This window comes from Paenibacillus sp. MDV22-iso6 (assembly GCF_058408365.1).
In genome coordinates, this window is the sequence record NZ_JBZVDZ010000001.1 from 1,304,527 (window position 1) to 1,330,909 (window position 26,383).

18 protein-coding genes and 1 riboswitch are annotated in these 26,383 nt (G+C 40.5%); of the genes, 3 read left to right on the forward strand and 15 right to left on the reverse strand.

Translation table 11 applies throughout. The features are described 5' to 3' along the window. Window positions 1–263: 263 nt before the first annotated feature. The 5 genes from AC4PM4_RS05535 to AC4PM4_RS05555 form a co-directional block, all read right to left on the reverse strand. On the reverse strand, window positions 264–1,115 hold the full coding sequence (locus AC4PM4_RS05535; RefSeq protein WP_491612954.1) for an NADP-dependent oxidoreductase: 852 nt from the start codon (window positions 1,113–1,115) through the stop codon (window positions 264–266). 323 nt (window positions 1,116–1,438) lie between these two features. Then, a complete protein-coding gene (locus AC4PM4_RS05540) occupies window positions 1,439–2,191 on the reverse strand; it encodes an SDR family NAD(P)-dependent oxidoreductase (RefSeq protein ID WP_090806790.1) in 753 nt (250 codons plus the stop codon). Window positions 2,192–2,274: 83 nt separating this feature from the next. Further along, on the reverse strand, window positions 2,275–2,847 hold the full coding sequence (locus AC4PM4_RS05545; RefSeq protein WP_072733122.1) for a TetR/AcrR family transcriptional regulator: 573 nt from the start codon (window positions 2,845–2,847) through the stop codon (window positions 2,275–2,277). Window positions 2,848–2,941: 94 nt separating this feature from the next. Further along, complete coding sequence (locus tag AC4PM4_RS05550) at window positions 2,942–3,979, reverse strand: aldo/keto reductase (RefSeq protein ID WP_090806792.1); 1,038 nt, start codon at window positions 3,977–3,979, stop codon at window positions 2,942–2,944. Between the two features lie 382 nt (window positions 3,980–4,361). Next, a complete protein-coding gene (locus AC4PM4_RS05555; protein WP_090806794.1) occupies window positions 4,362–6,353 on the reverse strand; it encodes a Na+/H+ antiporter in 1,992 nt (663 codons plus the stop codon). Between the two features lie 353 nt (window positions 6,354–6,706). On the opposite strand from AC4PM4_RS05555, the gene AC4PM4_RS05560 reads away from it, so the two are divergent. After that, window positions 6,707–7,813 (forward strand): FAD-dependent monooxygenase, encoded by a 1,107-nt coding sequence (locus AC4PM4_RS05560; protein ID WP_090806796.1) that lies wholly within the window; start codon window positions 6,707–6,709, stop codon window positions 7,811–7,813. A gap of 170 nt (window positions 7,814–7,983) precedes the next feature. On the opposite strand, the gene AC4PM4_RS05565 is transcribed toward AC4PM4_RS05560, so the two are convergent. The 9 genes from AC4PM4_RS05565 to AC4PM4_RS05605 form a co-directional block, all read right to left on the reverse strand. Next, the gene (locus AC4PM4_RS05565; protein WP_491612956.1) at window positions 7,984–12,465 is read right to left on the reverse strand and encodes an NPCBM/NEW2 domain-containing protein; all 4,482 of its coding nucleotides are present in this window, start codon (window positions 12,463–12,465) and stop codon (window positions 7,984–7,986) included. Between the two features lie 156 nt (window positions 12,466–12,621). After that, window positions 12,622–12,713: riboswitch (cyclic di-GMP riboswitch) on the reverse strand. Between the two features lie 193 nt (window positions 12,714–12,906). After that, a complete protein-coding gene (locus AC4PM4_RS05570; RefSeq protein ID WP_079693760.1) occupies window positions 12,907–13,395 on the reverse strand; it encodes an NUDIX hydrolase in 489 nt (162 codons plus the stop codon). A gap of 371 nt (window positions 13,396–13,766) precedes the next feature. Further along, the gene (locus AC4PM4_RS05575; RefSeq protein ID WP_063563671.1) at window positions 13,767–14,981 is read right to left on the reverse strand and encodes an MFS transporter; all 1,215 of its coding nucleotides are present in this window, start codon (window positions 14,979–14,981) and stop codon (window positions 13,767–13,769) included. Window positions 14,982–15,476: 495 nt separating this feature from the next. Beyond that, on the reverse strand, window positions 15,477–16,658 hold the full coding sequence (locus AC4PM4_RS05580; protein ID WP_063563670.1) for a NupC/NupG family nucleoside CNT transporter: 1,182 nt from the start codon (window positions 16,656–16,658) through the stop codon (window positions 15,477–15,479). Between the two features lie 2 nt (window positions 16,659–16,660). Next, on the reverse strand, window positions 16,661–17,977 hold the full coding sequence (locus AC4PM4_RS05585) for a purine/pyrimidine permease (protein ID WP_491612957.1): 1,317 nt from the start codon (window positions 17,975–17,977) through the stop codon (window positions 16,661–16,663). Window positions 17,978–18,022: 45 nt separating this feature from the next. Further along, window positions 18,023–18,730: a purine-nucleoside phosphorylase gene (gene deoD / locus AC4PM4_RS05590; protein WP_064637627.1), complete on the reverse strand. Its 708-nt coding sequence runs from the start codon at window positions 18,728–18,730 to the stop codon at window positions 18,023–18,025. A 159-nt stretch (window positions 18,731–18,889) separates the two neighbouring features. After that, the gene (locus AC4PM4_RS05595) at window positions 18,890–20,326 is read right to left on the reverse strand and encodes an AcpB/EbpR/MafR family transcriptional regulator (protein WP_491612959.1); all 1,437 of its coding nucleotides are present in this window, start codon (window positions 20,324–20,326) and stop codon (window positions 18,890–18,892) included. A 573-nt stretch (window positions 20,327–20,899) separates the two neighbouring features. After that, window positions 20,900–21,529, reverse strand: coding sequence for a DapH/DapD/GlmU-related protein (locus tag AC4PM4_RS05600; RefSeq protein ID WP_064637624.1), 630 nt, complete (start codon window positions 21,527–21,529; stop codon window positions 20,900–20,902). A gap of 72 nt (window positions 21,530–21,601) precedes the next feature. Further along, complete coding sequence (locus AC4PM4_RS05605; RefSeq protein WP_491612960.1) at window positions 21,602–23,023, reverse strand: MATE family efflux transporter; 1,422 nt, start codon at window positions 23,021–23,023, stop codon at window positions 21,602–21,604. Window positions 23,024–23,114: 91 nt separating this feature from the next. Between AC4PM4_RS05605 and AC4PM4_RS05610 the strand changes: the two genes are divergently transcribed. Further along, window positions 23,115–24,014: an AraC family transcriptional regulator gene (locus tag AC4PM4_RS05610; protein ID WP_491612961.1), complete on the forward strand. Its 900-nt coding sequence runs from the start codon at window positions 23,115–23,117 to the stop codon at window positions 24,012–24,014. 274 nt (window positions 24,015–24,288) lie between these two features. Here AC4PM4_RS05610 and AC4PM4_RS05615 read toward each other — a convergent pair whose 3' ends face one another. Beyond that, on the reverse strand, window positions 24,289–25,194 hold the full coding sequence (locus AC4PM4_RS05615) for a LysR family transcriptional regulator (protein ID WP_491612962.1): 906 nt from the start codon (window positions 25,192–25,194) through the stop codon (window positions 24,289–24,291). 129 nt (window positions 25,195–25,323) lie between these two features. Here AC4PM4_RS05615 and AC4PM4_RS05620 point away from each other — a divergent pair, with 129 nt between their 5' ends. Further along, window positions 25,324–26,337: an alpha/beta fold hydrolase gene (locus AC4PM4_RS05620; protein ID WP_491612963.1), complete on the forward strand. Its 1,014-nt coding sequence runs from the start codon at window positions 25,324–25,326 to the stop codon at window positions 26,335–26,337. Window positions 26,338–26,383: the final 46 nt, after the last annotated feature.

Consider the following 26,383-nt stretch of genomic DNA (forward strand, 5'->3'; position numbering starts at 1 on the left):
TATCATTTCATTTTTGAACCATTTACTGCGATACTGCCTTTTCTAAACCTTTAGGAATTCTTCCATTTGTAAGTTACACAATTAAATTCTATTGTCAAAATAACACGTTCAAACAATTCAGGTCAATTAATAACAATAAAAAGTTGGAGTTGTTTAAGTCATATATGTATCTATCCCCGTTCTTTCTTTAATATCTAAAGAAGAACGGGGATCTTCATTAATAACATCAACCTTAGTAACGGGACTCAGGTTTCGTAATACCTTTAGAAGGTCAGAATCACTTTTCCCTGAGAGTGACCCGTCGACACTTTATTCAATGCCTTTTCGATATCATCAAACGTGTAGGTTGAGTCTATAGATGGCTTAATATCATCTTTTTCTATTAGGCTTGTGATCTCTTGTAATTGAATTCCACTGGCTTGTACAAATAAAAAGCGGTATTCATTCTGATTCTTACGCGCTAGAGAATCCAATCGAGCACCTGCCAGACCAAACAATGCTTTTTTCCACATCGGAAAATCATTATCAACGGCAAAGCGATAATTAGGGCCAGCTTTCAAGGATACCAATTTCCCATGTGGTTTTAGAATACCCAGTTCAGCTTTGATTTCTTCGGCACCCAAGGTGTCTATCACATAATCGATATCGGACAAGATGTCCGCATAATGTTCTTCCTTATAATTAATGAATCGATCTGCCCCGATCGATAATGTACGTGATCTGCCTCTTTCACTGCCACTTGTAATAACCGTTAATCCCATGGACTTGGCAATGGGGATAGCCATCGCACCGAATCCTCCGGTTCCTCCAGGAATAAACAACTTTTTATTGGTTTTGGCTTGAAGTACATCATGTAACGCTTGATACGCAGTTAAGGAAGTAAGCGGCACGGCAGCAGCTTCAATCACACCAGATAGTTCATTCCCTAGAGTTAAAGGCAACTTATAGTTGGCAATCATCCGAACGCTGCCGTTCATATTCATGATATCCAGTGGATTGACACCCGCAGCTTTTACTTTGACAAGGACCTCTCGACTATCGATATGAGGGATGTCCATCCGGTTTAATTCTACATGAATGGTTTTGGAATACTTCTGTATTTGAGCTGCTCTCATCATCTTCCTCTTCCTCTGCTATTAGACTAAAAATATGGCGTACAATGTTCAGTTGTACGCCACGTTTCACGCTTGATGTTAGTGTAGCTCCTCTGTTGAAAGCTAAATCTAATTGAGCTAATTCCTTTACAAGGTAGATATAAAGTTCAGGACCTTGTTCACCATCTTGGACTCCACCCAGAGGTGTATCCTCTCTGTCATGTGTGCCATTGCGAGTCGATGGGGCGGGGCAATTCTATCTTACCGATTTTCGTTGTAGTCCATAATTTCACCAATGGTATTCACTGCTGTTTTGATGTATTCCACAGCTATGTGAATTGAATTTATAATTCTGAAATAACTGGATAGATCGGACCTCTCAGATTGAAATTATAGTTCTGATCTACGATCCCTACCACTTCGTTGTGATCATACAGTTCCACCATAAAGCCCGCCATTTCTTTAGCCGTGTGGTACTTAGGCATGTTTGCTTTGTAGTCAAATTCTTCAGCATCTATGGATCTCTTCACGAATTCCGTTTCCGTTATCGCGGGTGCCAGGATTTTCGCTTTTAGTTTTGCACCTTTCAGTTCCAGTTCTTTGGCAAGACCTTCTGTGAAGGCACTAACATAATATTTCGATGCAGAATAAGCAACACTACCAACAGCAATGGCATATCCGAGTGCGGAAGAGACGTTAATTAACTGAGTACCTTCAACCTCAGCATAATTTCGCACATACAGTGTAGAAAGGATGGTCAGGGATTCAATGTTCACTCGTAACATCGTTTCAACTTTATCTAATTTCTGTTCTGCTATAGATGAACCTTCACCGAGCCCTGCATTGTTGATCCAGGTCTCAATCTGGTATTCCTTCAGATTGTTATATAGTGTATAAGCCTGATCTGTAACAGATAGGTCACTTGTCTGAACAATAACATTTACTTGGGGATCTATACTCTGAATGGTTGATTTAAGCTCCTCCAGTTTATCCAATCTTCTAGCTACCAAAATCAAGTTTTTTCCACGTGCTGCAAATGCTAATGCCGTTTCATATCCAATCCCTGAACTTGCTCCAGTAATCACTGTGTATTTCATCATAATCTCTCCTTAGGTTCCTACATTTTTTTAGAATGATCGTTCTCTAATGTGTAAAAAAACAGTTAGATCTAACTTGCTGTTTAATCTAAAGCAGACAGTGTCATATCAATAATATTCATTATTTTTTGTTGATCTGTTGTTGTCTTAACCAACGTACGCAGTCCTAGCCAAGCGTTCATTAGATAATGAGAAATAACGACCGAGTCAAGATCAGAATTAATCTCACCCGTTTGTTGCCCCTCCAGAACAAGGTTAGTCAAACATTCCTCGGTTCGCGCATAACTCTCACCCACGAAGCATGAAACTTCAGTGTCTAATACACCTAACTCCACACCTGAATTCACCAAAAAGCACCCCAGAGGTTCTCCTTCGTTTCTTACAGTAAACTCAAACATCTCACGGATTAATTGTTTGATTGGTTGTTGTTTTTCAATCAGAATCTTCATTCTGCTGGTCTGCTTCGTTTCATATCGTTCCAGAGCTTTCATAAATAAAGCATGTTTATCCCCAAAGGTATCATAGATACTTCTTCTATGAATACCCATAAACTCAACCAGGTCTTGCATTGAAGTTTTCTCATATCCTTGTGTCCAGAAGAGATGCATTGCTTTATCTAATACTTCATTAACTTCAAATTCTTTGGATCTTGCCATCGTCATCACCTCAAATAATCATTATACATTAAGTGATTGTTCGGCAAACTGAGATAGTTAAATTGAACATATCTCAGTGATAAGACATGTCGAATTAAGCCTGGATTCTTCGTTTGTTTGCTTGTAGCCAATCCGGTGTCCAACCTTTTTCCATAGCATCCAGGGTCACACCCGGCGGAACGATGGCGTCGATTGCATCCAGGATATCAGTGTTTAACCGGATATCGCTGCCTTTTAATGTTTCACGCAGTTGCTCAATTGTTCTTGCCCCCACTATTGCAGAGGTAATCGACGAATGAGCTTGTGTAAAAGCCATGGCAAGATGAGGCAACGTTAATCCTGCTTCATTTGCAAGGGTTTGGAGCTTGGCAACGGCTTCGAACTTGGTACGATTTTCTTCTCGATTCGGGTCGACAACAACCGAAAGTTTCCCTAGTGATCCCGCTGCTCTTGAATCTGGAGCAGCCGCTTCTCCCGAGCGGTATTTTCCAGTTAATAAGCCACCCGAAAGCGGGCTCCAAACCAGGACACCCATTCCATATTTCGCGGTCGCGGCAAGCAAATCGAATTCGATACTCCGATTCAAAATGGAATAAGGGGCTTGCTCAGATACGAAGCGTGCCATATTTTTACGTTCACTAGCCCATTGTGCTTCGGTTACCTGCCATGCTTGAAAATTGGATGTACCGATATAGCGAATCTTCCCTTCACGAACCAAATCCGTCAACGCGTCAAGACTCTCTTCAATATCGGTATGGAGATCTGGCTGATGCAGTTGATACACATCGATATGATCCGTTTGCAGCCTTCTCAAGCTTCCCTCGACTGCACGCTTGATCCAATACTTCGAGTTACCAGATTGATTAAGTCCACTGCCCATGGGCATTCCGCCTTTTGTGGCTAGAATAACATCCTGTCTGCGGCCCTGTAGGAGCTTACCCAGAATCTCTTCGGATTGACCACTGGAGTAAACATCCCCCGTATCAATCAGGTTAATGCCTCCAGCCAAAGCCTCATCCAACATGACTGCAGCCTCTTTTTCCGTATTATTTCCCCAAAAACCAAATGTGCCTGTACCTAATACAAAACTGCTTACTTTAAGACCTGTATTTCCTAATACACGATACTCCATGTTCAATTCATCCCTTCTACATATTGATATATTGAGAACGAACATTCTAATATAGGCATAAAACTACGTAGTAAGATCTTACACCGAGCCCCATCACTCTCTGCTTTGTAATCGTTTATATCTCCTACGCCAACAATATAACATATCTAGAACGATTGGTAAAGAATCGTTTTATAACTGTCTTGTGATCGTTATTAGTGAACTTATAGAATAGTAAAATCCCCTTTCAGCATCCTCGACTTCGAACAAGAACATGTGCCGATACAACAAAAAAGCCGCTGTAATAGCGACTTTAATGGTTTTGTTCCACAATATTTTGTCACAGATGTTACTTGTTTTTCAACGGGTTAACATGTTGTTCCATATGCTCTTCTCATAAATTCTAAGCCATTGCCTCTTCTCGCAGATCATGCTCCATGAAGAGAATATCACGTTTCATTTCTTTCATGCCCTGTCTTGAAATCCGCCCTGTCTCAAACATAGATTGAATGTTGTCTCGCTCCAGTTGAATTCCGACCCGGCCCAGATCCTGCATCGATAGGTCGAACTCTCGTCGGGAGTATGTGTCCGATTCGTTTCTGGTCATACGCAGCAGTATACTTTCATATTGCAAGATCAGTGAGCTGACTGCCTCTATATCTGATTCGCCTTCTGAAAGCAGACCTTTTAGCTGCTCAATGACATAAGCCATATTTTGAATTTTGAGTCTGGTCAATTCAGCGCGTCTTTCTCGAATGCTTAGTCGGGCAGGATTCAGCATCCCGAACATTTCGACCCATTGCTTAATGGGAAAAACCTCTTTTTTATAGCGGACATCTCTTGTACGCATAAACAACAGTTGGTTAATTCTTTTAAGGTAATTGTACGCTGTATATGGATTTACTTCTTTCTTTTCAAGAGCAAGCAACGTATTCTCTCTTTCCCATTTCATGACAGACAGACCCAAGGACCGCTGTGTCTTATCTTTCTTTTCATCTTTCCTAAGTGTTCGGATTCTGGAAGTATACATATTGATAATATGGGCGGTCGCAAGCCGGTTCTGGTCCGTGGTCAGTTCATTTAATCCGGTAACCACATTCCTCAGAATCTCAATTTTTGCCTGAATTTCGTCCTCTTCCTGCTCCGTTTGTGTTTCTTTACCTAATAAAAGCGGCAACAGATAGTTGGATGCCAGAAGAGTCCACAAGATTACTCCAGCCGCAAGGAAAATGATCAGATCTCTGGCTGGAAATGCAGTTCCATCATTCAGAAAAAACGGCAGTGACAAGGTACTCGCCAGTGTAATCGTTCCCCGAACTCCCGATAGACTGAGGATAAGCGCATTCTTCAACCGGAGCCGCCAAGGTTCGCGCGATTTGGCACCTTCAGGATTATCCATTAGCATTGCCCAGATGAGACGCAGCCCGAGTACAGCTAAAGTCAATAATAGTGTGTACATAATGACTTTAAAATTCCCTATGTCCGGGTTACTCCAAATCGTCTGGATAATATCAGGAAGCTGTGTTCCAAGTAGTAGGAAAACCAGTCCGTTCAATACAAAGATAATGACCGACCAGGTGCTTTTGGATACAACACTCAGCTTGGCTAACTCGGGGTTCATTTTCTTGTAACCAAAAGAATGGGCGATTCCTGCGGCGACAACAGCCAGGATACCGTTGACCCCTAATTCCTCCGCAGCCATGAAAATCAAAAAAGGAGTCAGGATCTCAATCAGCATGTGGAGCGTGACATTCTCCATCCCCAATTTGCGCAACCACTTCACCACACCATATTTTACTAAGGTAAGCAGAAGGCCTAACACCACACCGCCAAGTGAAATGGCAATAAAACTGATACTGGCCGTTTTGAAAGAGAATACACCTGTGACCATTGCAGCTACAGCGAATTGAAAGGAGACCAGCCCTGATGCGTCATTTATTAACGACTCTCCCTCAAGAATTTGCATCGTCTGATGGGGGATCTTCACTTTCTGCTCCAGTGCACCCACGGCCACAGCATCGGTAGGTGCTAGTGCAGCTGCCAATGCGAAGGCTGCCGCCAGCGGGATGACCGGAAGTAGCCAATTCAGAAAATATCCCATTACTGCTACCGTTACAAACACCAGACCCAGCGCTAGCAAAAGGATCGGTTTCTTCAGCTTCCAAAGCGCTTCTTTATCCGCATGCCTGCCATCATTGAACAGCAACGGGGCAATGAATAAAAGTAAAAACAACTCTGGATTTAATTTCAGTTCATAATGCAAGGGCAGCAAAGTAATTAACATCCCCAGCGCAATTTGAATAATAGGTACGGAGACCGAAGGGATAAACCGGTTTACTAAATTGGATAAAGAGACTGCCGCCAGCATCAACAAAATAAATTCAAACAATTCCAAACGTATCTTACCTCCATATTTATCTGCAATAAGCAGCTTTTCGTAAAACAGGTTTCTAACAAGAAGTCATCTTATTTTAAAATGCATTTATGAACTGTATATGAATCGCTTTGCACCTAGCCTGCCCAGAGCAATATTCTATAATCCACATAGGTATTTTTATCGGAATTGCCGATAATTTCATTAATACTTTCTAATCGAAATTTCTTTTCAGAAGGTACCCCGCGCTGTTGAAAAACAAAAGCAGCCGCTTAGCGGCTGCTTCTGCATAACTACATTCATATTCAGTTCACAAAGCTATTTTATTCTATACAACATCATTAGAAATATTATGGATCATGGGAGGAACGAATATGAAAAAAAATATTCTAGTTAGCGGGGCGAGTTTCGCCGGAATTTCAACAGCCTATTGGATGAAGCAGTTTGGCTACAACGTGACCGTTGTTGAGATCGCTGAAGGTCTTAAAAAAGGCGGCACACCTGTAAATATCCGCGAAAATACCGCCGACATCGCGAAACGTATGGGGCTTCTAGACCAAATCCAGTCGAACAAAATAGACATGGAATTGATGGAATTCAAAAATTCCGATGATGTCACTGAAAGAGTCGAAATCCGTGAGCAGCTTGCAGAAGATGAATATGAAATCGAGCGAGATGTATTGCTGGATATCATGTTCGAGGTTGTCCAAGATGACGTTGAGTTTATTTTCGGAGATAGCATTACGTCATTAAAGGAAGAAAGTAATGGCGTTGAAGTAGTTTTCAAAGGAGGACAAAAGCGCTCGTATGACCTGGTATTCGGCTGTGATGGTATTCATTCGGCCGTCAGAAAATTATACTTCGGCGAGGAAGCGGAATTTTCGCATTTTCTTAAAACGTATTTCTCTATCACGATCGTGGATAAGTTGTTGATCCGGGAGAATACGACACAGATGTACAACGAGCCGGGCAAGGCGGTCATGCTGAACTCTTATAACAATAAAACCGATATCGTGCTCTGCTTTTCTTCGGAGAAGGAACTCCCTTACGACTACCGAAACGAGGAACAGCAGCGGGATATCATTTTGAATCAATTTTCCGGACTAGGCTGGCGAACGCCGGAATTGCTGGAAGAAGTGAAGAACTCAAAAACTTTTTACTTTGACAAGCTGTGCCAAATGAAAATGCCGTCGTGGACAAAAGGCAGGGTAGCCCTAGTCGGTGATGCTGGATACTGCGCCTCTCCGGCTGCTGGCATGGGTGGATCACTCGCAATAGATGGAGCGGCAGCCTTGGCTGATGCTTTCCAAAAAAACCATGGGAATTATGAACTTGCGTTCCAAGAATATAATCAGAGTTTCCGTCCTTTCATCGAGGAAGTTCAAGCAAACGCAGAAATGATGGTAGATTTTCTAGTCCCACGAACTGAAGAAGACATTCGCGAAAGAATTTCGCAAACGGCATCCATCAAGGACATATAAGGACCGATCTGTAGGATATTGAGACTATCATTTGAGGGTATTTTTTCAGTGTGTATTTGTTGAGTTTAATGATTAGAATCAAGTTCTTGTCCTCAGTTGGGGGCAAGAACTTGACTCCTCAAACAAAAAAAACCACTAAATTAGCGGTTTTCAATGGATGCATGCAAAGTTTATTGGTGATTTATCATATAGATCAATCCTATAAGATTACCTTTTACCTCGTATACCAAGTTAAAGGTGTAATATCCTTTTTCTTCATTGGACATATCTATAGTGAACTTGTCGGGGCTCTGTTCCCATTCGCTCACATTGATCAGTGTTTCTTTAAACGTTTTATTGTTTCTAACACTTGCTGAATAGGGGATCACTTTATTACCATCTATTCCTGTAACCAAATTTGTGACTTCAATGCTAGGGCCCGTTAGCTCTCCTACTTCAATGATTTGACGATTTGCCAACAAGTTAGCGAGTTTGGTTAACCCTTTTAATGGCGAGAAATCCGTAATTGCATTGCCTGTGATATCTAACGTCACCAAGTTATTTGCGTACTGCAACCCCTCTAGGGATTTAACTCTTCCAGATTTACTATTAAGTGTTGTCAACTTCAGCATATCGCCAAGGGTTAGATCTCCCGTTATTCCTAGCGTTGTCTTAATAGAGTCTCTTAAATATTCATCTTGTATGACTATCGGTGCAGTTAAATCAACTTCGGTTAATCCAGCTATTGCTGCCTGTAATGCCGCTAGTGCTGTATCCACTTCTTCTTGCTTAACTTCCTTATTAGCCAGGATCTCCTCGGCGGCGGATAAGCTAGCGGTGAACGCCGCAGCACTCTCCTCTGTGTACCCATCAAGATTAATCACTTTAGCATCTGTAACAACTTGTTCCAGATCTCCAGTATATAGTCTAGCCGCGTTGACAAAATGTAGCTTTGTATCTCCCCATGTGGCATGGTCAGATCCATTGCCATTTCCACCATCTGTCACGACTAATTTAAGCTCTTTCGCTCCGTTAATGTCTACTTCAATGAATTTTTGCGGATCTCTAGAGTTCATAACTCCACTGTCGAATTTCTTATCTCCATCCACATAAACCTCAAAGCTTACAGAGCCGACAGAACCATACATTTGCCGATCTACACCCACATAGGACGTGAAGTAATCATAATTCTTATCGCTTAAATCATACACAATCGTAGAGTTCGAATGTGCTCCAATGCCTCTGTCATAGATTACTTCACGATTATTCTCATCCGTTAATCTCAAAGCATGATTACTAATCGAAATATCCTTTTGCAGAGCAGCATAGCTATTTTGGGTAGAAGTCCAATCAACATCTGTCAGATACTTGTAATCCTCCATGTTAACGACAGCGATCGTACGTGTTTGCGTCACTACATTACCATCGCTATCCGCTACAGTGTAAGTGATTGGATATTCTCCAACTCGATTGAAATTCACTTGCTCTCTTCCCGTAACCACTACACTAGAAGTTAAATCCCCATCCTCAGCATCCACGGCTTTATAATTTTCATCGATCTGGAGGGTTTGTCCTACTTTCATCGATATCGATTTCGGTATCGTAAGTGTTGGCACACTATTTAGTACAAGGAACTTTGCATCTGCCCATACCGTGTGATCCGCTGTATTTCCATTGTGGTTCGCATCGGTTGTGACGAGCTTCACTTCTCTTGCGTCTGTTACAGGGATCTGTACAAATTCATGTTCTGTACTCGATTTGAACACATCACTGCTAAATTTCTGTTCCCCGTCGACGTAGATTTCGAACGTTGCAGAGGAAGCCGCATTACCTTTCACAGCCTGATCGATACCAATATAACTTTCGAAAAAGTCATACCCTTTGCCTTCAATGTTGTACACAACTTCAGAGTTGGCATGAACACCTAACCCCTTAGTATACATTGCAGCTAGACCTTGTCTTACTAAAGTAATTGCGCTACCTGATGGTGCCTTGTCCTTCTTCAAGGAGCCCCAGCCTACACTAGCTGATGCCGTATCCAGATCGGAGGCGTACACATAATCACTTGTTACGGTTACGTGCGCCGTTTTGGTTTCGGTAGTTCCTTCATTCTTGATTTCATAGACAACCTCATAATTTCCTTTTGTCGTGATATCCACGTTATTTGATTTTACAGCGATAGTATCGGTAAGATCTTTCCCTTGATAATTCGCTGCCTTAACGTAGCTGATTGGATCAAAAGCCTGATTCAGCTTGAGCGTAATATGCTCTTCAACCGATAGCATTGGTTTGAATGCCTTAACCTCTACCGGGCTCAGCGCATTCAATTTTTTATCATAACCAATGATCTTATAGGTATAGTTTTGAGCCATATCGACATTGGCGTCTACAAATTGGTCCGTACCCGTAAATCCAACTAAGACATTGTCCCGGTATATTTCATAACCCAGGAAATCTTCCTTGTAGGCTTTATCCATATTAAAGGTCAACGTATTCGTTTTTGCTGCTGCATTCGAGCTAATATTGATGTTGATAGGAACATTTTTATTAGCGATCCCTGTTCCTTCATAGTGGACGACTGAATTATTTAAATACCATAACTTGTTGGACGCCGGGTATTTGCTTACCTTCACTTTGGTCTCGGGATTGACTGTAAAACCGTGTCTAGCAAAAAAGCTGCTCAAATCCTGACCTAATACTTCTGACGAGAATTCTACTAAATATTGTTGTCTGGAGCTTTCCCCATTAGGAAGGGATACTTTACGATCTCGATATAGACTATTTAACTCCGCCCAGTACCCTGGATGGGCCAATTCTAATTGCCAGAATGCGCCGAGTCTCGCAAAAAGACCCTGCTGTTCCATCGCTACTTTATTTTCTTGAATAACATATTTATAAATATCCGATTCAAATGGGATGCGTGTATCTATGGAATTACGCTCTACTGACATCAACATAGGTAACATGTTATTGCTGACCTCACCATACTCCCGTTCACCTACAGCCATGCGGTGCCCGATCTCATGCGATAAACCCCAACCTGGATATACCTTGCTGAAATCTTGTAGCATCAAAGGTATGGTTTCAGCCTGAATTCCAGTATGGTCACCTGCTGCATACATCGCACCATACGGCTGCATTAATCTAATATTCTCTCGAATAAGCCTAGGATCATGGTTCTCACTGCGGCCATCTAGACCAAAGTAATCAAATAATCTATTAATCCATACATCATAACCCGTTAAGGTAGCCACAGGATTTTGACTCTTCGTAATAAACTCATTGTAGGCTTGTGTAGCCGTACCTGTAAAAATAATACGATCACTCACCATTTCAACTACGTCGATCATTTCACGGTCTTTAATGTTCGGATGGGCTGCTTTATCTGCATCTAATCTTTGTTTATAATCGTTCAAGAAAGCTTTAAATTCGGCCGGATCAGAGTCCTGCGTCATCATCGGGAATCGTTCTACACCTTCAAAACGAATACGAGGCGCTTGGCCTTGCTCTTCAGACGTATAAGGATTAACGATGTAGATAGGTCCACCTTTTGTTACATCATGGGCGTAAGCACTGGTTGTAGGGTTTTCAGGTACCACGATCGTATTTTTTCCAAGACGCAATTGCACTCCTTTTGCCCAGCTATTCCAAGCACCTTCTTGCTGCGAAAAGATTAATGAAGGCACTTTATCAGTAGAATCGACATCCACATATACGTTAATCGTATCGCCCGGCATGGCTACAAGTCCGGTAGGCTGGTTATTGGTGCCCATACTAAATCTTAAGTTTTGCTGCGCATGCTTCTTCATATCGCCATGTTGTTCAGCTGTAATGATCATTCCTGCGGTTTGCAGTTCACCGCTCACGATCTTTTGGGCTACATCAAGCTGAGCTTTAAACTGAGAATATAAAGGATGGGACTTTGCCTCATTTTCCAAAGCAGTTATTTTCTCTACTGTGTTAAACTCCCCGCTAACCTGACTATATGTATTATCCGTAAACAGTTTGTTCATCTTATCCGACAGAGCATCTTCTTTATAAAAAGCAAACTCAGCCGCACTCGCCCAATCTTGATTTGCCTTCTTGAAGACAAACTTGATTCGCTTAAATGCTGTTGGCGCAAATTTCATTTCAACTACGTCACCTGTGGAGCCTTTATACTCCCCCGTGGATACTAACGTGAAATCATCGCCTGCATCCGTCATTGAACTGTAAATCTCAAACTCTTGAGCGAATCCTTTCCCTTTAGCTCCAGTTTGTCTAGCTGCGTACACGATTCTATTTAATGTAGTCGATTCATCCAAAAGAAGTACGACCTCATTTGTAAATGTTGAAGAATTGGGTTTACCTGTTTCCCAGTGTGTATTTATATCTCCATCAATCCCCTTATTTATGGTGGAACTTGAGTAGTTCCCCCCATTATTAGTGATTGACTTAATATGAGTAGTGTTCATTTTAAAGACATCATTATAAGCATTTAAAATGTCTTTTCCGTATAAATCAAACAGTTTAACGGATGCCACAGTGGGTACAATAGTGCCACGATCCCCTGCCTGGTTTGTCACAGTAGCATTAGAAACACTGGATAGTTGACTTCCTGCAGCATACCCTGCTTCACTTGACAGGCCAACGAGTAGTGCTGCAGATGTAGCGATTGCAATCATTTTTTTCATAATTGTTTCCTCCTGATGAATGATAGTTATGACAACTGACCTAAAATAGCGCAAAAAAAAACTACCCATAAGAGTAGTTTTATTGCACGCAAAGCTATTAAAAGATGAAGACTTCACCTTTTATAAACTTCTAAGAACAAAAAGCATCATATACTCTTTGGCAACTGGCTGACATTGTCATAAAACTTGAAACTTTAGTCCCTGTAGCTTTGCGTCCCTACGTTTCCATAGGTTTGCCTATTCAGTTGTAAGTACATTTAGACATATTATCACAGCAATACATCAATCACATGGTTAATTAGTATGATATAGGACTAGGTAATTTAAATTATTTTTTAATGATTCTTGGCAGCTAATCACGTTGATTAGCTGCCTTCTTGATTTTATTGATCTATCGTTACTCGTTAGTGCAAAGTTTTTTAAACGCAAACCCACTTACAATTAAACACGCTTTTGAAGCTTGACATCACATTCTGACATATTCCCAGTGACGTATTCGATATAATTCACAGAGCCATTAAAGTTCAAATATGCTTCATAACGCATGCGGATGGCGGGTAATGTAATCCAATCCAGAACATTTTCCTTTGGAACCCAACTACATTCGCTCGTTTCATCAGAAGTCGCTAACTCTCCACCTACAGCTTTGCACACGAAATCAAACATAACCTTTGTGGGAACATCCGTCACACCGTCATACCACTTATGTATCGCTGTATTCGAAACAACATTAATTAAATGGTTAACCTCCGCGTCAATTCCACTTTCCTCTTTTATTTCACGAATCACACCATCAATCAGATTTTCTCCAACTTCAGTTATACCACCAGGATACACCCAACCATCATCATGGGCTTTTACTAATAGGATATTTCCATTTCCATCTTCTACAATTCCACCTGATGAGACAATATGTGTCGGAAACGTCATTTCACAACCTCCAATTTCAGTAAATTTGTATATTTATTCCACAGACTCCCTGAATTGTCCTCCTTTTGTGAACATACTTGAAAGTGGCTTAAACTCAGCTTAAGCTTATTTCCCGAACAAGATCAATGTATGGAGATCGAAACTTTAGTTTTTGATATTCTAGGGACCTTAGTCGACGAGGATGGCACCATAAATCGTGAGGTATAGGCAAAATGAGCTGAACCTACACGAAATTGCAGTAAGCAAAAAGTCATTTGTATCTAAATCTGAAATTTGATTAAAATCATTAAAATTCAAAAAGGGATCTGAGATAATTTGTTTAATGTCCGAATCTTAATCTCTGGACCATCCTCCACAGTCCGCTCAATTCATTAAGTTCGTACACGCTGTACGCGCTTGATTCCTGTGCGCAGTGAAAGCCCAAAGCAAAGAATCAGGATGATTCCGGCAACCACATAAGGGTAGTTAACATTGATATCAAACATCAGTCCAGCTACTACCGGCCCGATGATATTGCCAAGGCTGGTAAAAGCGGAGTTAAGTCCAGCCAAATATCCTTGATGTTCTTTTGCGACCATGGACATTTGAGTGCTGATGGCCGGACGCAAAATATCGATGGACAAGAAGACAACAAAGGTGACGGCGAAGATCAGCCAGTATTGGTGTACGAACAACGTCAACAGAACAAATACCCCGGCAAGGATCAAGCAGACTGTAATGACTGTTTTCTCACCATAACGGCTTATAATCCAACCGAAAATGGTTAACTGAATCAACGCGCCCCCAATAGAGCCGAATGTGAAAATGAAGGCAATATCCTTTGGTGTGAAGCCAAACTTATGGTCAACGAACAGACCGTATACCGCTTCATAGTTGGCAAGTCCAAAGGACATGACGAACACAATAATTAAACTGATAAAATAAGGCTCGCGGTATGTAAACCGCAACTGTTGAATTAGACTTCTTTTGGGTTCCAGATTAGGCATTGCTTTGTCGCTATTCCCATTACCCTTTACAAGGGATGAAAGAGATTCCGGCAGGACAATCATAGTAAGGATCGCAGCGATTAGACCAGCAACCCCCGCAGCATAGAACGGAACACGAATGCCGAATTCGGCAATATAGCCCCCGATGCCGGGGCCAATGATGTAGCCTGTCGAGATCGAGGCATTAATGAATCCCATTCCCTTCGCACGATCTTCCTCGGAGGTTACATCCGCCACATAAGCCATAACCGTTGGCATGATGAGTGCTCCACTAACGCCACCCATCATCCGGGATACAAAAAGCAGCAGAGCTGAGTCAGCTAACCCAAATATCACCTCGGCACAGGCGAAAACTAGCATGCCGGCGACAATCATTCGCTTGCGTCCTAAGGAATCGGATAATCGTCCCGCCAGTGGTGAGAAAATCAACTGTGTAAATGCAAAGGAAGCAGTAAGCATCCCAGCAATCGTACCGTTAATATCTAAAATAGTAATATATTGCGGTATCACTGGTATGACCAGACCGATACCAGCAAAAACTAAAAATAGGTTAAACATCAGAAGCAGCAGAGCGCCCCGATTTTTGAATAATAAAGCCATCTAAATTGTCCTCCCTAAATCAAATATTGAATATGTATGCTAAATATGTAACTTCCGCAGACGCTGATCTAACCCATTGTGAAGTAAAGAATAACCAACATATGGTACCTATTTTCATTCAAATATACTTTTTAAATATAAAAGTTTAAAAAGTATGGAGTTAAATGTAATACACATTTTTTCCGCTGTCAATATATACTTTCTTAAATTTAATGTGTTGATCGGTGAGTGAGCCGATTCCCTCGATCGGACGTATTGGACTGACAGTCTGTAATTATTCAATGTACAGTTCAGGCTGAAAACCCCGGTCTGACCGCTCATGACTATATAGACAGCAACCGGTTCGTCGTCCCGAATATGAGCAAACAGACGAAAAAAAAGCCGCTAAAATTAGCGACTTTTAATGTGATAATTTTTATGTCCCTCTGACATCAACTGTCTTTTTGGAACAGCTCCATTTCGAGTTCAATGGTATTCAAAATAGAAATGATTCAACTAAAATATAATTCCGATAATTATAGCGGATAAAACGCTTACAAGTGTTGCGCCATATAACAGCTTCAATCCAAAGCGAGCAACAATATTCCCCTGTTTTTCATTCAGCCCTTTTACTGCACCCACGATAGTACCAATGGACCCAAAGTTAGCAAATGAGATTAGAAAAACGGAAACAATAGCTGTAGTACGGCCACTTAAACCGTCTTGAATCTTAACAAAGTCTAGCATGGCAACAAATTCATTCGCAACCAGCTTCGTTGCCATGATACTCCCCGCATGAACCGCTTCATGCCATGGCACACCGATCATAAAGGCAATTGGTGCAAAGACATACCCTAGAACTCCCTGAAATGATATTCCAAATATGCCACTAAAGACCCCGTTAATTAAAGCAATGATTCCAACAAAACCAACTAACATTACCCCAACTACGATGGCTACTTTAAATCCATCCATAATATATTCGCCCAGCATTTCAAAAAACGTTTGTTTGCCCTCTTCCTTAACTTCAACGATATCTTCTTCTGCTGTAACTTCATACGGATTAATGATGGATGTAATGATAAAGCCGCCAAATAGGTTTAAAATTAATGCAGCTACTACATATTTAGGTTCCAGCATCGTCATATATGAACCAACAATGGACATCGATACCGTCGACATTGCAGATGCACATAATGTATACAAGCGATGTTTTGGCAATAATCCAAGCTGATTTTTCACAGAAATAAATACTTCATTCTGTCCTACAATTGCGGCTGCAACCGCATTATAAGATTCCAATTTCCCCATGCCATTTACTTTACTTAGCACCAGACCAATATACTTGATAATGAACGGCAGTATTTTGTAATGTTGCAGGATTCCTATTAATGCTGACATAAAAACAATTGGCATCAACACAAACAGGAAAAAGGTATGAGCTCCTTCATTGGCAATCCCACCAAAAACAAAGTTCGTTCCTTCGTTGGCATATCCAAGTAATTTCGAAAAACTATCGGCAAACCCTTTAATTAAGAATTCGCCTATACTCGTTTTTAGTATAATTAATCCCAAACCTAACTGAATAACAATCATTATGATGATTGGACGATATTTGATTTTCCGTTTATTATTACTCGCAAGCCAGGCTAGTAATAGAACAATAACCAGACCAACAACAGAAATTAGATAATGCATAATTAACCCTCCAAATTATCGATACTTTTATTGGAATCCTCATATCGATTTGCATCTTTCCACATTAACCCTTGTTCCAAAATAATCGCCAATAGACTTCCGCAAATTAACCCATTATTCAAAATGGCTATTACAATCGGAGATAAATGGCTCGTAGCGGATGTAGGAATAAACATTAAACCCACACCAACTAAAAGAGAAACTCCGCTAACAACAAATGTTCGTTCTTCATGCAGAACCTTCTTCAATTCCTTCAGCGATAATCCAACCATCTTCACAAAGATAACGAATGTAACGGCATAGCCTATAGGCGCTGGAATACCGGATATTACGTTCATTATTGGCGGAAACAAGGATACAGAGATGACTAAGATGCATCCAATTAAAAACGATTTCCGTTCCCTCATCCCTGTTTGTTCAACATATCCCGCCGCTCCCGAAATAGGCACTGAGCCAATCGCTCCGAAACTGCCACCAATAAAATGGGTAATGCCAGAAGTAAATCCGGCACGCAAATAACGGTTATGATCCAATTTCTTTTGTTTCATAACGGTCTCCATCAACCGAATAGACGCAAGCGCATTGGTTATTAACAATAGTGTTAATAGAAAGGCCGTTGTGACTGTCCCGCTATCAAATCTTGGACTTCCAAAAGGAAATAGTTTTGGCAGTTTAAATAGTGTATCCGCCGGTGAAATCACCGGCATCTTGTCGCATATGATAAACAATAAGCAGCCTATCGATATACTGATTATTACTGAAAATTGGCGCAGCAAAACAAAGCGACTGTTCCCTAACCCAAAGGTAATGCAAATCACAATCACACTCAGCAAGAACACTTTAACATCTAACAAGGTGTGGCTTGACGTGATCCCCATCATACCTTTCATAAAAGAACCGCTTAATTGAAAGATCAATAAGAGCAAATATATAAAAGTGACCGTTGGCGTAAATAGACGAGCGATTTTATCCATCAGCTTAAATGCTGAGATTAGGATAAATAAAACTCCACTACAGATCATTCCCCCACTTAAAGCTTGCAGGGCAGCTATATTCGAAGAATACAATACCCCCACTAAACTTGCGTAAATAGTGAAAATGCTCCACCATAACCCTGCTGGACCTTCATGAATAGGGAATTTATGGCCGATGACGCCTTGTAAAAATCCAGCTATTCCTAAAGTAATTAGTGTGCTCTGGATAAGTCCAGAAGCCTCCATGGGTGTTAGGTTATATAAATCTGCGATAGCAATTGGCGCAGCAATTGCACCTGCGATCATAAAAATCATCCACTGCAATCCAGACAGTACTACCTTCATTTCTTTCTCACTCTCTTTTCTTACTACACTACTCTTATCGGTAGATTAGCTCTCAATGGCTGTGTTAAGAGCGATTTCGACCATTTCATAAAATGATTGTTCACTTTCTTGATGAGTTAAGTGCTCCTGTGTTAACAATTGACTACCTACTGTCAAAATAGATAGCGCTTTCACGCCATATTTAGCGGCTAACGTATATAGGGCTGTGCTTTCCATTTCAACTCCTAATACACCAAAATCCATAAACTTGTGAAGTCGATCTAAGCTCTCACGGTAGAATTCATCGGAGTTATAGATGTTGCCGACAAAGACATTTACTTGTTTAGCTTGTGCTTGTTGATACGCTTTCATTAACAATGAGAAATCTGCTGTAGGTGCATAATTACAGCCATGGAAGATCTTATCCGTCATATTACTATCTGAAGACACGGATTGGGCTATTACAATATCGCGGATATTAATTTCTTTCTGCATCGCGCCACATGTACCAATACGAATCAATTTCTTCACTTCATAATCGACAATCAATTCCGTTGCATAGATGCTCATCGATGGATTTCCCATCCCTGTCCCCTGAACTGATACCCGTATCCCCTTGTATAATCCAGTGTACCCATACATGCCTCTTACTTCGTTATAACAATTGGCCTCATCTAAAAAGTGTTCTGCTACAAATTTTGCACGTAAAGGATCTCCTGGAAGCAAAACGATGTCCGCTATTTCTCCTTTTTTTGCGCCTAAATGCCTACTCATATTTCTGCCTCCTACTCTCAATGTTGAACTCAGGCTTACCGAAATCTCTTCCGCTTGCCTTCAAGAAAATCTGTTCGGAAAGTACATTGAGCATAAGATTTTTCAGCATAACAAACTAGACCAAATTCTTACGAAGGATACGGGAAATAATTGATCAAATTATAAAAGTAATTCTTTACGAATATTGTCCAGATCTCTTTTAGACGGGATCGTAGAGATAATAACAACAGGCACGGTCTGCAATGCAACAGGGATATTACTAATGACAAAATCGATCTGATGTTGCTGCATCATTTCGTCGGAGAGCCCTTTCATTATGGAAGTAATGATGATCAGCTGATCCCCAATTTCCTTCTTAATCAAATCCGCTATGTAATGACGAATTGAAAATTCTTCTCCAATTACCAAGAAGGCCCTTTTCCTTTTATAACGTAAATTGGAACGAACAATTAAGGTTAGTTTGGTTAAATGAAAATTATTGTACAAGACGGCTGGATAAGCTTTACTCCACGTTTGCATGCAGGTTTGCAGTTCTTGATAAAGCTGTTGGCATTCCTTTTGAACATAAGCCGTTAAATTACTTTGTGAAATCATCATCCATTCAGGAATTGCATTATCGATTAATAACTTGTCAAAGAATGCGTATATCTCCAATAGAAATCGTTCTTCCATCTCCAAGTTAGGGTATATTTTGGCTAGTAGCCTTAGAAGCAGATTACCCATTTGATATTCTTCTTTGTCCTTATGCAATTCAACTTCTTTCATCGGCGTTATTTCTGATCCTTCATAATAATGATATTGGCTGAGACTGACCAGGGATTGCATAAAGTAAATTTCACTATGGGGAAAATCAATGGTAAGCTTCTCTCCAAGACTCTTGGCGAGGGTCTTCACAGGCATATAAAACATCCCCTTTTCCCAAGTGTAAGCACTTTCGTCGATTTTTACGTATTTCCCTTTAGCGACTCTTTCCACAACAATGGCCAACAAAAAAGATAATCTCCGTTTGGAATTGATAAAATACACAATATTTTTCTCATTCTCTGTATTTGTGATTAACTGATTGATATATGCAAAATCGACATTCGCAAAGGGCCATCCTGTGAACTCATACGCATCACAATATAACTTCCAATAGAAATATCGGATATTCATTTCATTCCCTTTGATTATCGGGGTTGAATATGTAATGCGTAACTTATACGCTTTTAGATCATTATTATTTAATTGCACGATCAGTTTCTTCAACGACGAGGTACTCATAAACATGACTCCGGCAAGCTCCTCCACGGACAGTCGATCCACATTCGTGAACAAAACATTCATCAGTCGATAAAAAATGGTTTGTCTGAACATTGAAGAAATCACTTCACTCATCGTCTCACTTCGCCCATCGCGCCGAAGAACGATTCCCTTTCCTCTAGAAACTTCTATGGTTACCGTAGGGGGTAATTGCTTGCTGATTTCCTCAACCATCTTACGTATGGTTTTATCGGAGATACCTAAACTTTTTTCAACTTCAGCTAAGGTAAACCATCTTTGTTCCGTATCAAGCAGCGTTAATAGTTGATTAGCTAATGTAAATCCTTTATCCATGTTTCCACCCTATTTCAATGTGATTTGAATGTCATCGTGTTTTTGGCTAATGAAACGTCAATTCCCTCATAAGAAAAGAATCGGCTCTTTAATGTATTTAAATACGATCTATGATAAACCAGTGTGAATAAGCTTAAACTATCCAATGCGTTAGTTCAATCCATATACAAGTCGACCCTTTCGACCACACCATGATATGATTTCCCTTTTTTATCCATAAAAAAATCCCCTCCGCTAGACAAGATTAAGTCCATCTTAACAGATGTCTTTTTTTTCTTGTCTACGAAAAGGGGATAAAAGCAATTTATATCTATAAATCTTATACTTTAATATTCAATTTGTGTTGTCTTCATAAAGATTAAGATTTCTTTCAAATTGTTCTTCTAAATGCTCTGCGTAACTGACAACTTGTGGGGATTCCAGAAACCTACCTACTACACAATATAATCCAATCAAAATACATACAGATATAATGATTTCAACAATGAATGGCATCATTCTTCCATATTCTCTCCTTACCAGGTAACGTCTAAGTCGGCCCACGTTAGATTTGATTATTTGCTTGGTTATCCACTACCATTCGACTTGGTCGAAACGCATGTTTTTATAGTAATACTCTCTGTCATGATCGGTGATTTCACGAAGGACCCTGCAGGGATTACCCACAGCGATAACATTACTAGGAATATCCTTGGTTACCACGCTTCCTGCACCGATCACACTACCCGCACCAATAGTAACTCCTGGCACAATCACAGCGCAGCTACCGATCCATGCGCCATCCTCGATGACTACCGGTAGGGCGAACATTCCACCTTCTTTGCGCTTTTCTGGGTGTACTGGATGATTGGTTACAGCAATCGTGACATTTGGACCAAACATGACATCGTTTCCAATCGTGACTTTATAGTCATCGACAACAGTTAAATTAAAGTTGATATAGACATTGTTGCCTACTGTAGTGTTTGATCCATACGACATCCGAATAGGAGGTTCCATCCAAACATTTTCACCAATACTACCGAAAAGTTGTTCCATCAGAGTCTTACGCATTTCAATATCATCGGGATGTAAGCGATTGATCTCATAACATAGTGCCTTTCCTCGTTGACGCGCCCGAGCCAGATCAGAAGCTTCCTGTGGATAATTCGCATCGTGATCCGTAAACAGTTGTCGGCTTGCCATTCGTTCTGTAATATTCATGCCTTAGTCTCCTCTGAATTTAATCTAATCTATTTATTTTAGTTGACCTTACATTCTTTGACCGTCTATTTCTTAACCTACTGGTGAAAAAGTCCTTGTAATATTATTTAGCCATTTGTATTGGCGATAACGGTAAAATGCCAATGGCAACTTAATGATCTCATCCAAACTAATGACGATATATAATACAAGGGGTGATACGTGCCAGACAAAAGCACAGAGATAACCAAGCGGCAAAATAATACCCCACATTACAATCGAATCACACCAAAAGCCAAATTTAGAGTCACCACCTGCAGTAAATATTCCTGAGATATTAGTGGCATTAATGGATTTAGCAATACAATAAAATGCACTGATATATAACATTCCATCCAAGTAGTTTTGAGAAATGACATTTAGATTTACTACGGAGAAAACAAGCGGTTTTATCAGGATAATTGTACATCCTGCTAATATTCCAAATAGTAAAGCATAAAGATTCATTCTGCTTCCCACCTGTTTTGCTTTGTCGATCTCCCCTTTACCTAGATATTTCCCAACCAATATAGATCCCCCACTAGCAATACCTCCACACAGGACAATGGTTAAATTCTTAACCACGGATGCAACAGAATTCGCTGCAACCATATCAACACTTACATGTCCAATAATTGCGGCAGTCGCAGTTAGTGCCCCTCCCCAAACAATGTAATTGCCTTGTACAGGCATGGTGTATTTCAGGAAATCCTTTAGGAGATTGCGCTGAATTCCATCCCATATGGGAAAACGAAAGCGAATCGATCCTCTCGTCACTGAGTATATAACACAGCAGCCCAACTCAATAAACCGAGCTAAAACTGTAGCAAGAGCTACCGCCATGATTGCCATTTCAGGTCTGTCTGGGAAAAGGACAAAGATACATAACGCATTAAACAAAATGTTTAACATTAAACATAGTGAACTAATCCAAGCGCTTAGTTTTGCATTTTCCATACTTCTAATCACGCTAAGATACATTTGTGAAATGCCCATTGCAAGATAAGAAAACGAATTCATCTTTAGAAATATTGAACCAAATCGAATTAATTCACTATCATTTGTAAAAAAACGCATTAACGTTTCAGGATATAAAAAAGATACTAAAAAAAACAAAATAGAGATACTAAATGAGAACAAGCAGGCAGTGCTGAGAATACGCTGTATGGTTTGTACATCCTTCTTCCCCCAATATTGTGCAGTCAAAACCCCTGCTCCCGTAGCCATTCCCATGTAAAACAATGTTAATGCGAAGGTGATTTGTCCCGCTAGCGATACGGCCGACATTGTAGATTGGCTAATCATTCCCAACATAACTACATCAGCTGATACAACTGTGGCTGAGATTAGATTTTGTAATGCAATGGGAATGACAAGCGTGATTAATTCCTTATTGAAATCTCGCGTCATAGGAGTAGTTAACTGTATGCGCTTTTTCTTTTTAACGTACATCCACTCCTCTCTGTTGGTATCCATATTATCAAGATAGGATAAATTCATTGTCCTTTCCATAAATATTGGCTATACTTTTGTCAAAATCGTATATTTATTGGAGGCACTTTGTTGGATGAAAAATTTAGAGGTATTTTCTGATTTATCGGAAAGATTGAATTATAATCTACCTGACCTACCCTTGTATGTCCGGAGAGGAAGCTTGAATGAATTTGATAATTTTGCAGCTGCCGCTCATTGGCATTCGGATGTTGAGTTTATTTACATTCTGGAAGGCTCCATGGAGTATTCTGTTAACGGACAGACCATTAAATTAGAGCAAGGAAATGGGATCTTTGTGAATAGCCATCGTTTGCATTTTGGTTTTTCTCACAGTCATTGTAATTGTTCATTTATCGTTATAGTGATCCATTCCTCTCTTATCGGGGAAGGTTCGTTCATACGAGCTTACTGGGAAGAGAAGTTTGGGCCAAACATGGATGATTTTGTATTACTAGCAGAACAGATCTCCTGGCAGCACGAGATATTGTTATCCATTCAAGCGATCTATGCTGAAATGCATAATAGCTTTGCTCCAAATCCGTTCCGCTTAACTTCTCAGGCTTTATCTTTATGTGCTGGTATTGGAGATCACTTGCAACCAAAGGTGGGAGATAGCCACGATGTGCAATTATGGACAAATATTCAGCAAATGACTCGATTCATTCATCAAAACTACGAGCAAAAAATAACTCTTGAAGACATTGCGTCCTCAGGAGCCGTTTGTCGAAGCCGCTGCTGTACTTTATTTAATAAATACGTGGGTCAAACTCCCAACAACTATCTAACTCGATACCGCCTTCATAAAAGTTGTGAGATGTTGAGGGAAACTAAAAGATCTGTGAGTGAAATCGCACTTGCCTGCGGCTTTCAAAGTGTGAGCTACTTCTCATCCCTTTTTTGCAAGCACATAGGATTAGTTCCGCTAGCATATCGAAAAAGCGACAAAAATGGCTTAAGTAAAACGGAGAATTAAACCTATAAATTACTTACAGTGGACCTTTTAACAACACGATTTAAAGTTCAGTTCTGTCCCGCCAAGCAAACCAGTATCTAAAAAAAGATTTTCCACAGTTAGCGATCTTCCCTCGCGTGGGAAAAGAACTTGTAGCAATAAAACAAAAAAGCCGCTGAATTAGCGACCATCTTTATCTTTTTTTCATTTTCAACGTATCTATTCTCGGGTTAACGCGACCCTCCTTAGATTCCTTTCATGGGCGTTGCCTTTGGAGTTCTTGGTGTTCTCCCTCTTATGAGCCAGATACTTCTTCCGTTTTTAACTCACTCTTTGCGATATCGATGAAGGCAGCCATTGATGGAGAAATCCATTTCTCACGATGCCAGAGCATCTGTGCGGAAAAGGATACCTCCGATAAATCCCATGGTAAAGCAACTAGTCTCCCCTTTCTTAATTCTTCCTTTAAAGCCATCTCAGGTAACAGGGCGATCCCAAGACCAGCCACAGCGCATTGTTTAATTGCTTCTACACTATGAAACTCCAGTTCTGTCAATGCATCGGCTCCTTTTTTCAATAAGCACTGGTTAAAAGGAGTGCGATAAGAACAGTTTTTTTCAGTCAACAAAAAATGCTGTTTGTGAAAATCATCAATGATCAATGAGGAGCGAGTTGCTAACATATGATCTGGAGAAACCACCATTTTAAAATACTCATCTTTCAAAAATTCTGAATGAAGATCTTTGGCTGCAACGAATTCATCCAATACAAATATCACATCTGTAAGTCCTTCTCTTAGGCTGTTTCTAAGCTCTTGTCCGGACAAGGGACGAAACAAAAGACGAACGTCTGGGTAGTTCTCCCGGAAGCGTTTGAACAAAGCAGGAAGAAAGTATGCACAAATAACTTCGTCTGCCCCGATAGTAACCGTTCCTGTCGTTTCCCCGTGCTGACTTGATACACACTTGGCCTCTTCTACATCGTTCAGGATTTTAGCAACATAAGGCAAGAATTGTTGGCCGGCATCCGTTAACATGACATTCTTGCCTAATCGATCCAGCAATTTCACGCCCAATTCTTCTTCCAATGATTTGATTTGCATGGTTATGGTAGATGGTACATAGCTCAAAAGTTCAGCAGTCCGACTAAAGCTGCGTGTAGAAGCCAGAGTCCAAAAGGTTTTTAGTTGACGTATTTCCATAATCGAACACCTTCTTTGTTCAAAAAAATTGAATGTTACCTTCAAAAACGTTTCGTTGAATTGATGATAAGCGTATTGTAGAGTGAAAATCAAGTTATTACTAATTTGGTTATGAAGGAGCATCCATCAATGAAAGATTATGAAACGCATCCCCTTGGAGATCTATTGCTTCAATCTGGTCAGCAACTCCCTCAAGCATTTATTGCTTATAAGACCTACGGTACCTTAAATGCCGCAAAAAACAATGTTATTGTGTATCCCACTTGGTTTGCTGGTCTTCACACCGATAATGAATGGTTAATTGGAGAAAACAAGGCACTAGATCCCAATCGATATTTTATCATTGTGCCCAATATGTTGGGTAACGGATTATCGTCCTCTCCCAGTAATACTCCTGCTCCTTTTGATAAATCCAATTTCCCTCTCATCTCTATGTATGACAATGTACGTGCTCAACATCAACTCATGACTGAAAAATTCGGTATCAGCAAAATCAAGCTAGTTGTGGGTTGGTCTCTAGGAGCAATGCAAGTTTTTCAATGGGGAACAAGTTATCCTGAAATGGTCGAACGTATTGCACCATTTGGCGGAACGGCGAAAACGAGGCCGCTAGCACAACTGGTATTCCAGAGTATGATCGCAGCACTACAAGCGGATTCAAAATGGGAAAGAGGACTTTACAAGCAACCACCTGTTGACGGTCTCGCAGCGATGGGGAGAGTTTATGCCCCTTGGGGATTTTCAAATTCATACTATTTGGAGAGATTGTATCAATCCGAGGGATACAGCTCATTGAAACATTATGCAGAAGAATACTGGGACCAAGTATTTTTGTCCTTTGATGCGAATGACTTGATTGCCATGTTACGTACAGGAATAAGTGGAGACATTAGCGATAATCCCGTGGACGACTACAACTTCGAACAGGCATTACGTAAAATCTCCTCTCCTGCACTCGTTATGCCGGGATCAAGTGATTTGTTTTTCACTCCGGAGGACAGTGTGTATGACGTTCAACATATGTCGAATGCTGTTTTTCAACCCATAGAATCCAAGTGGGGACACTGCTTTGGAATCGGTGCAAACGAAGCGGATTCACTCGTTATAGATAGTCATCTAAAGCGATTTTTGGAATTAGGCTAATTAAATAGGGACTTTCAGTGGGACTAAAACCTTTTAATCAGCCATC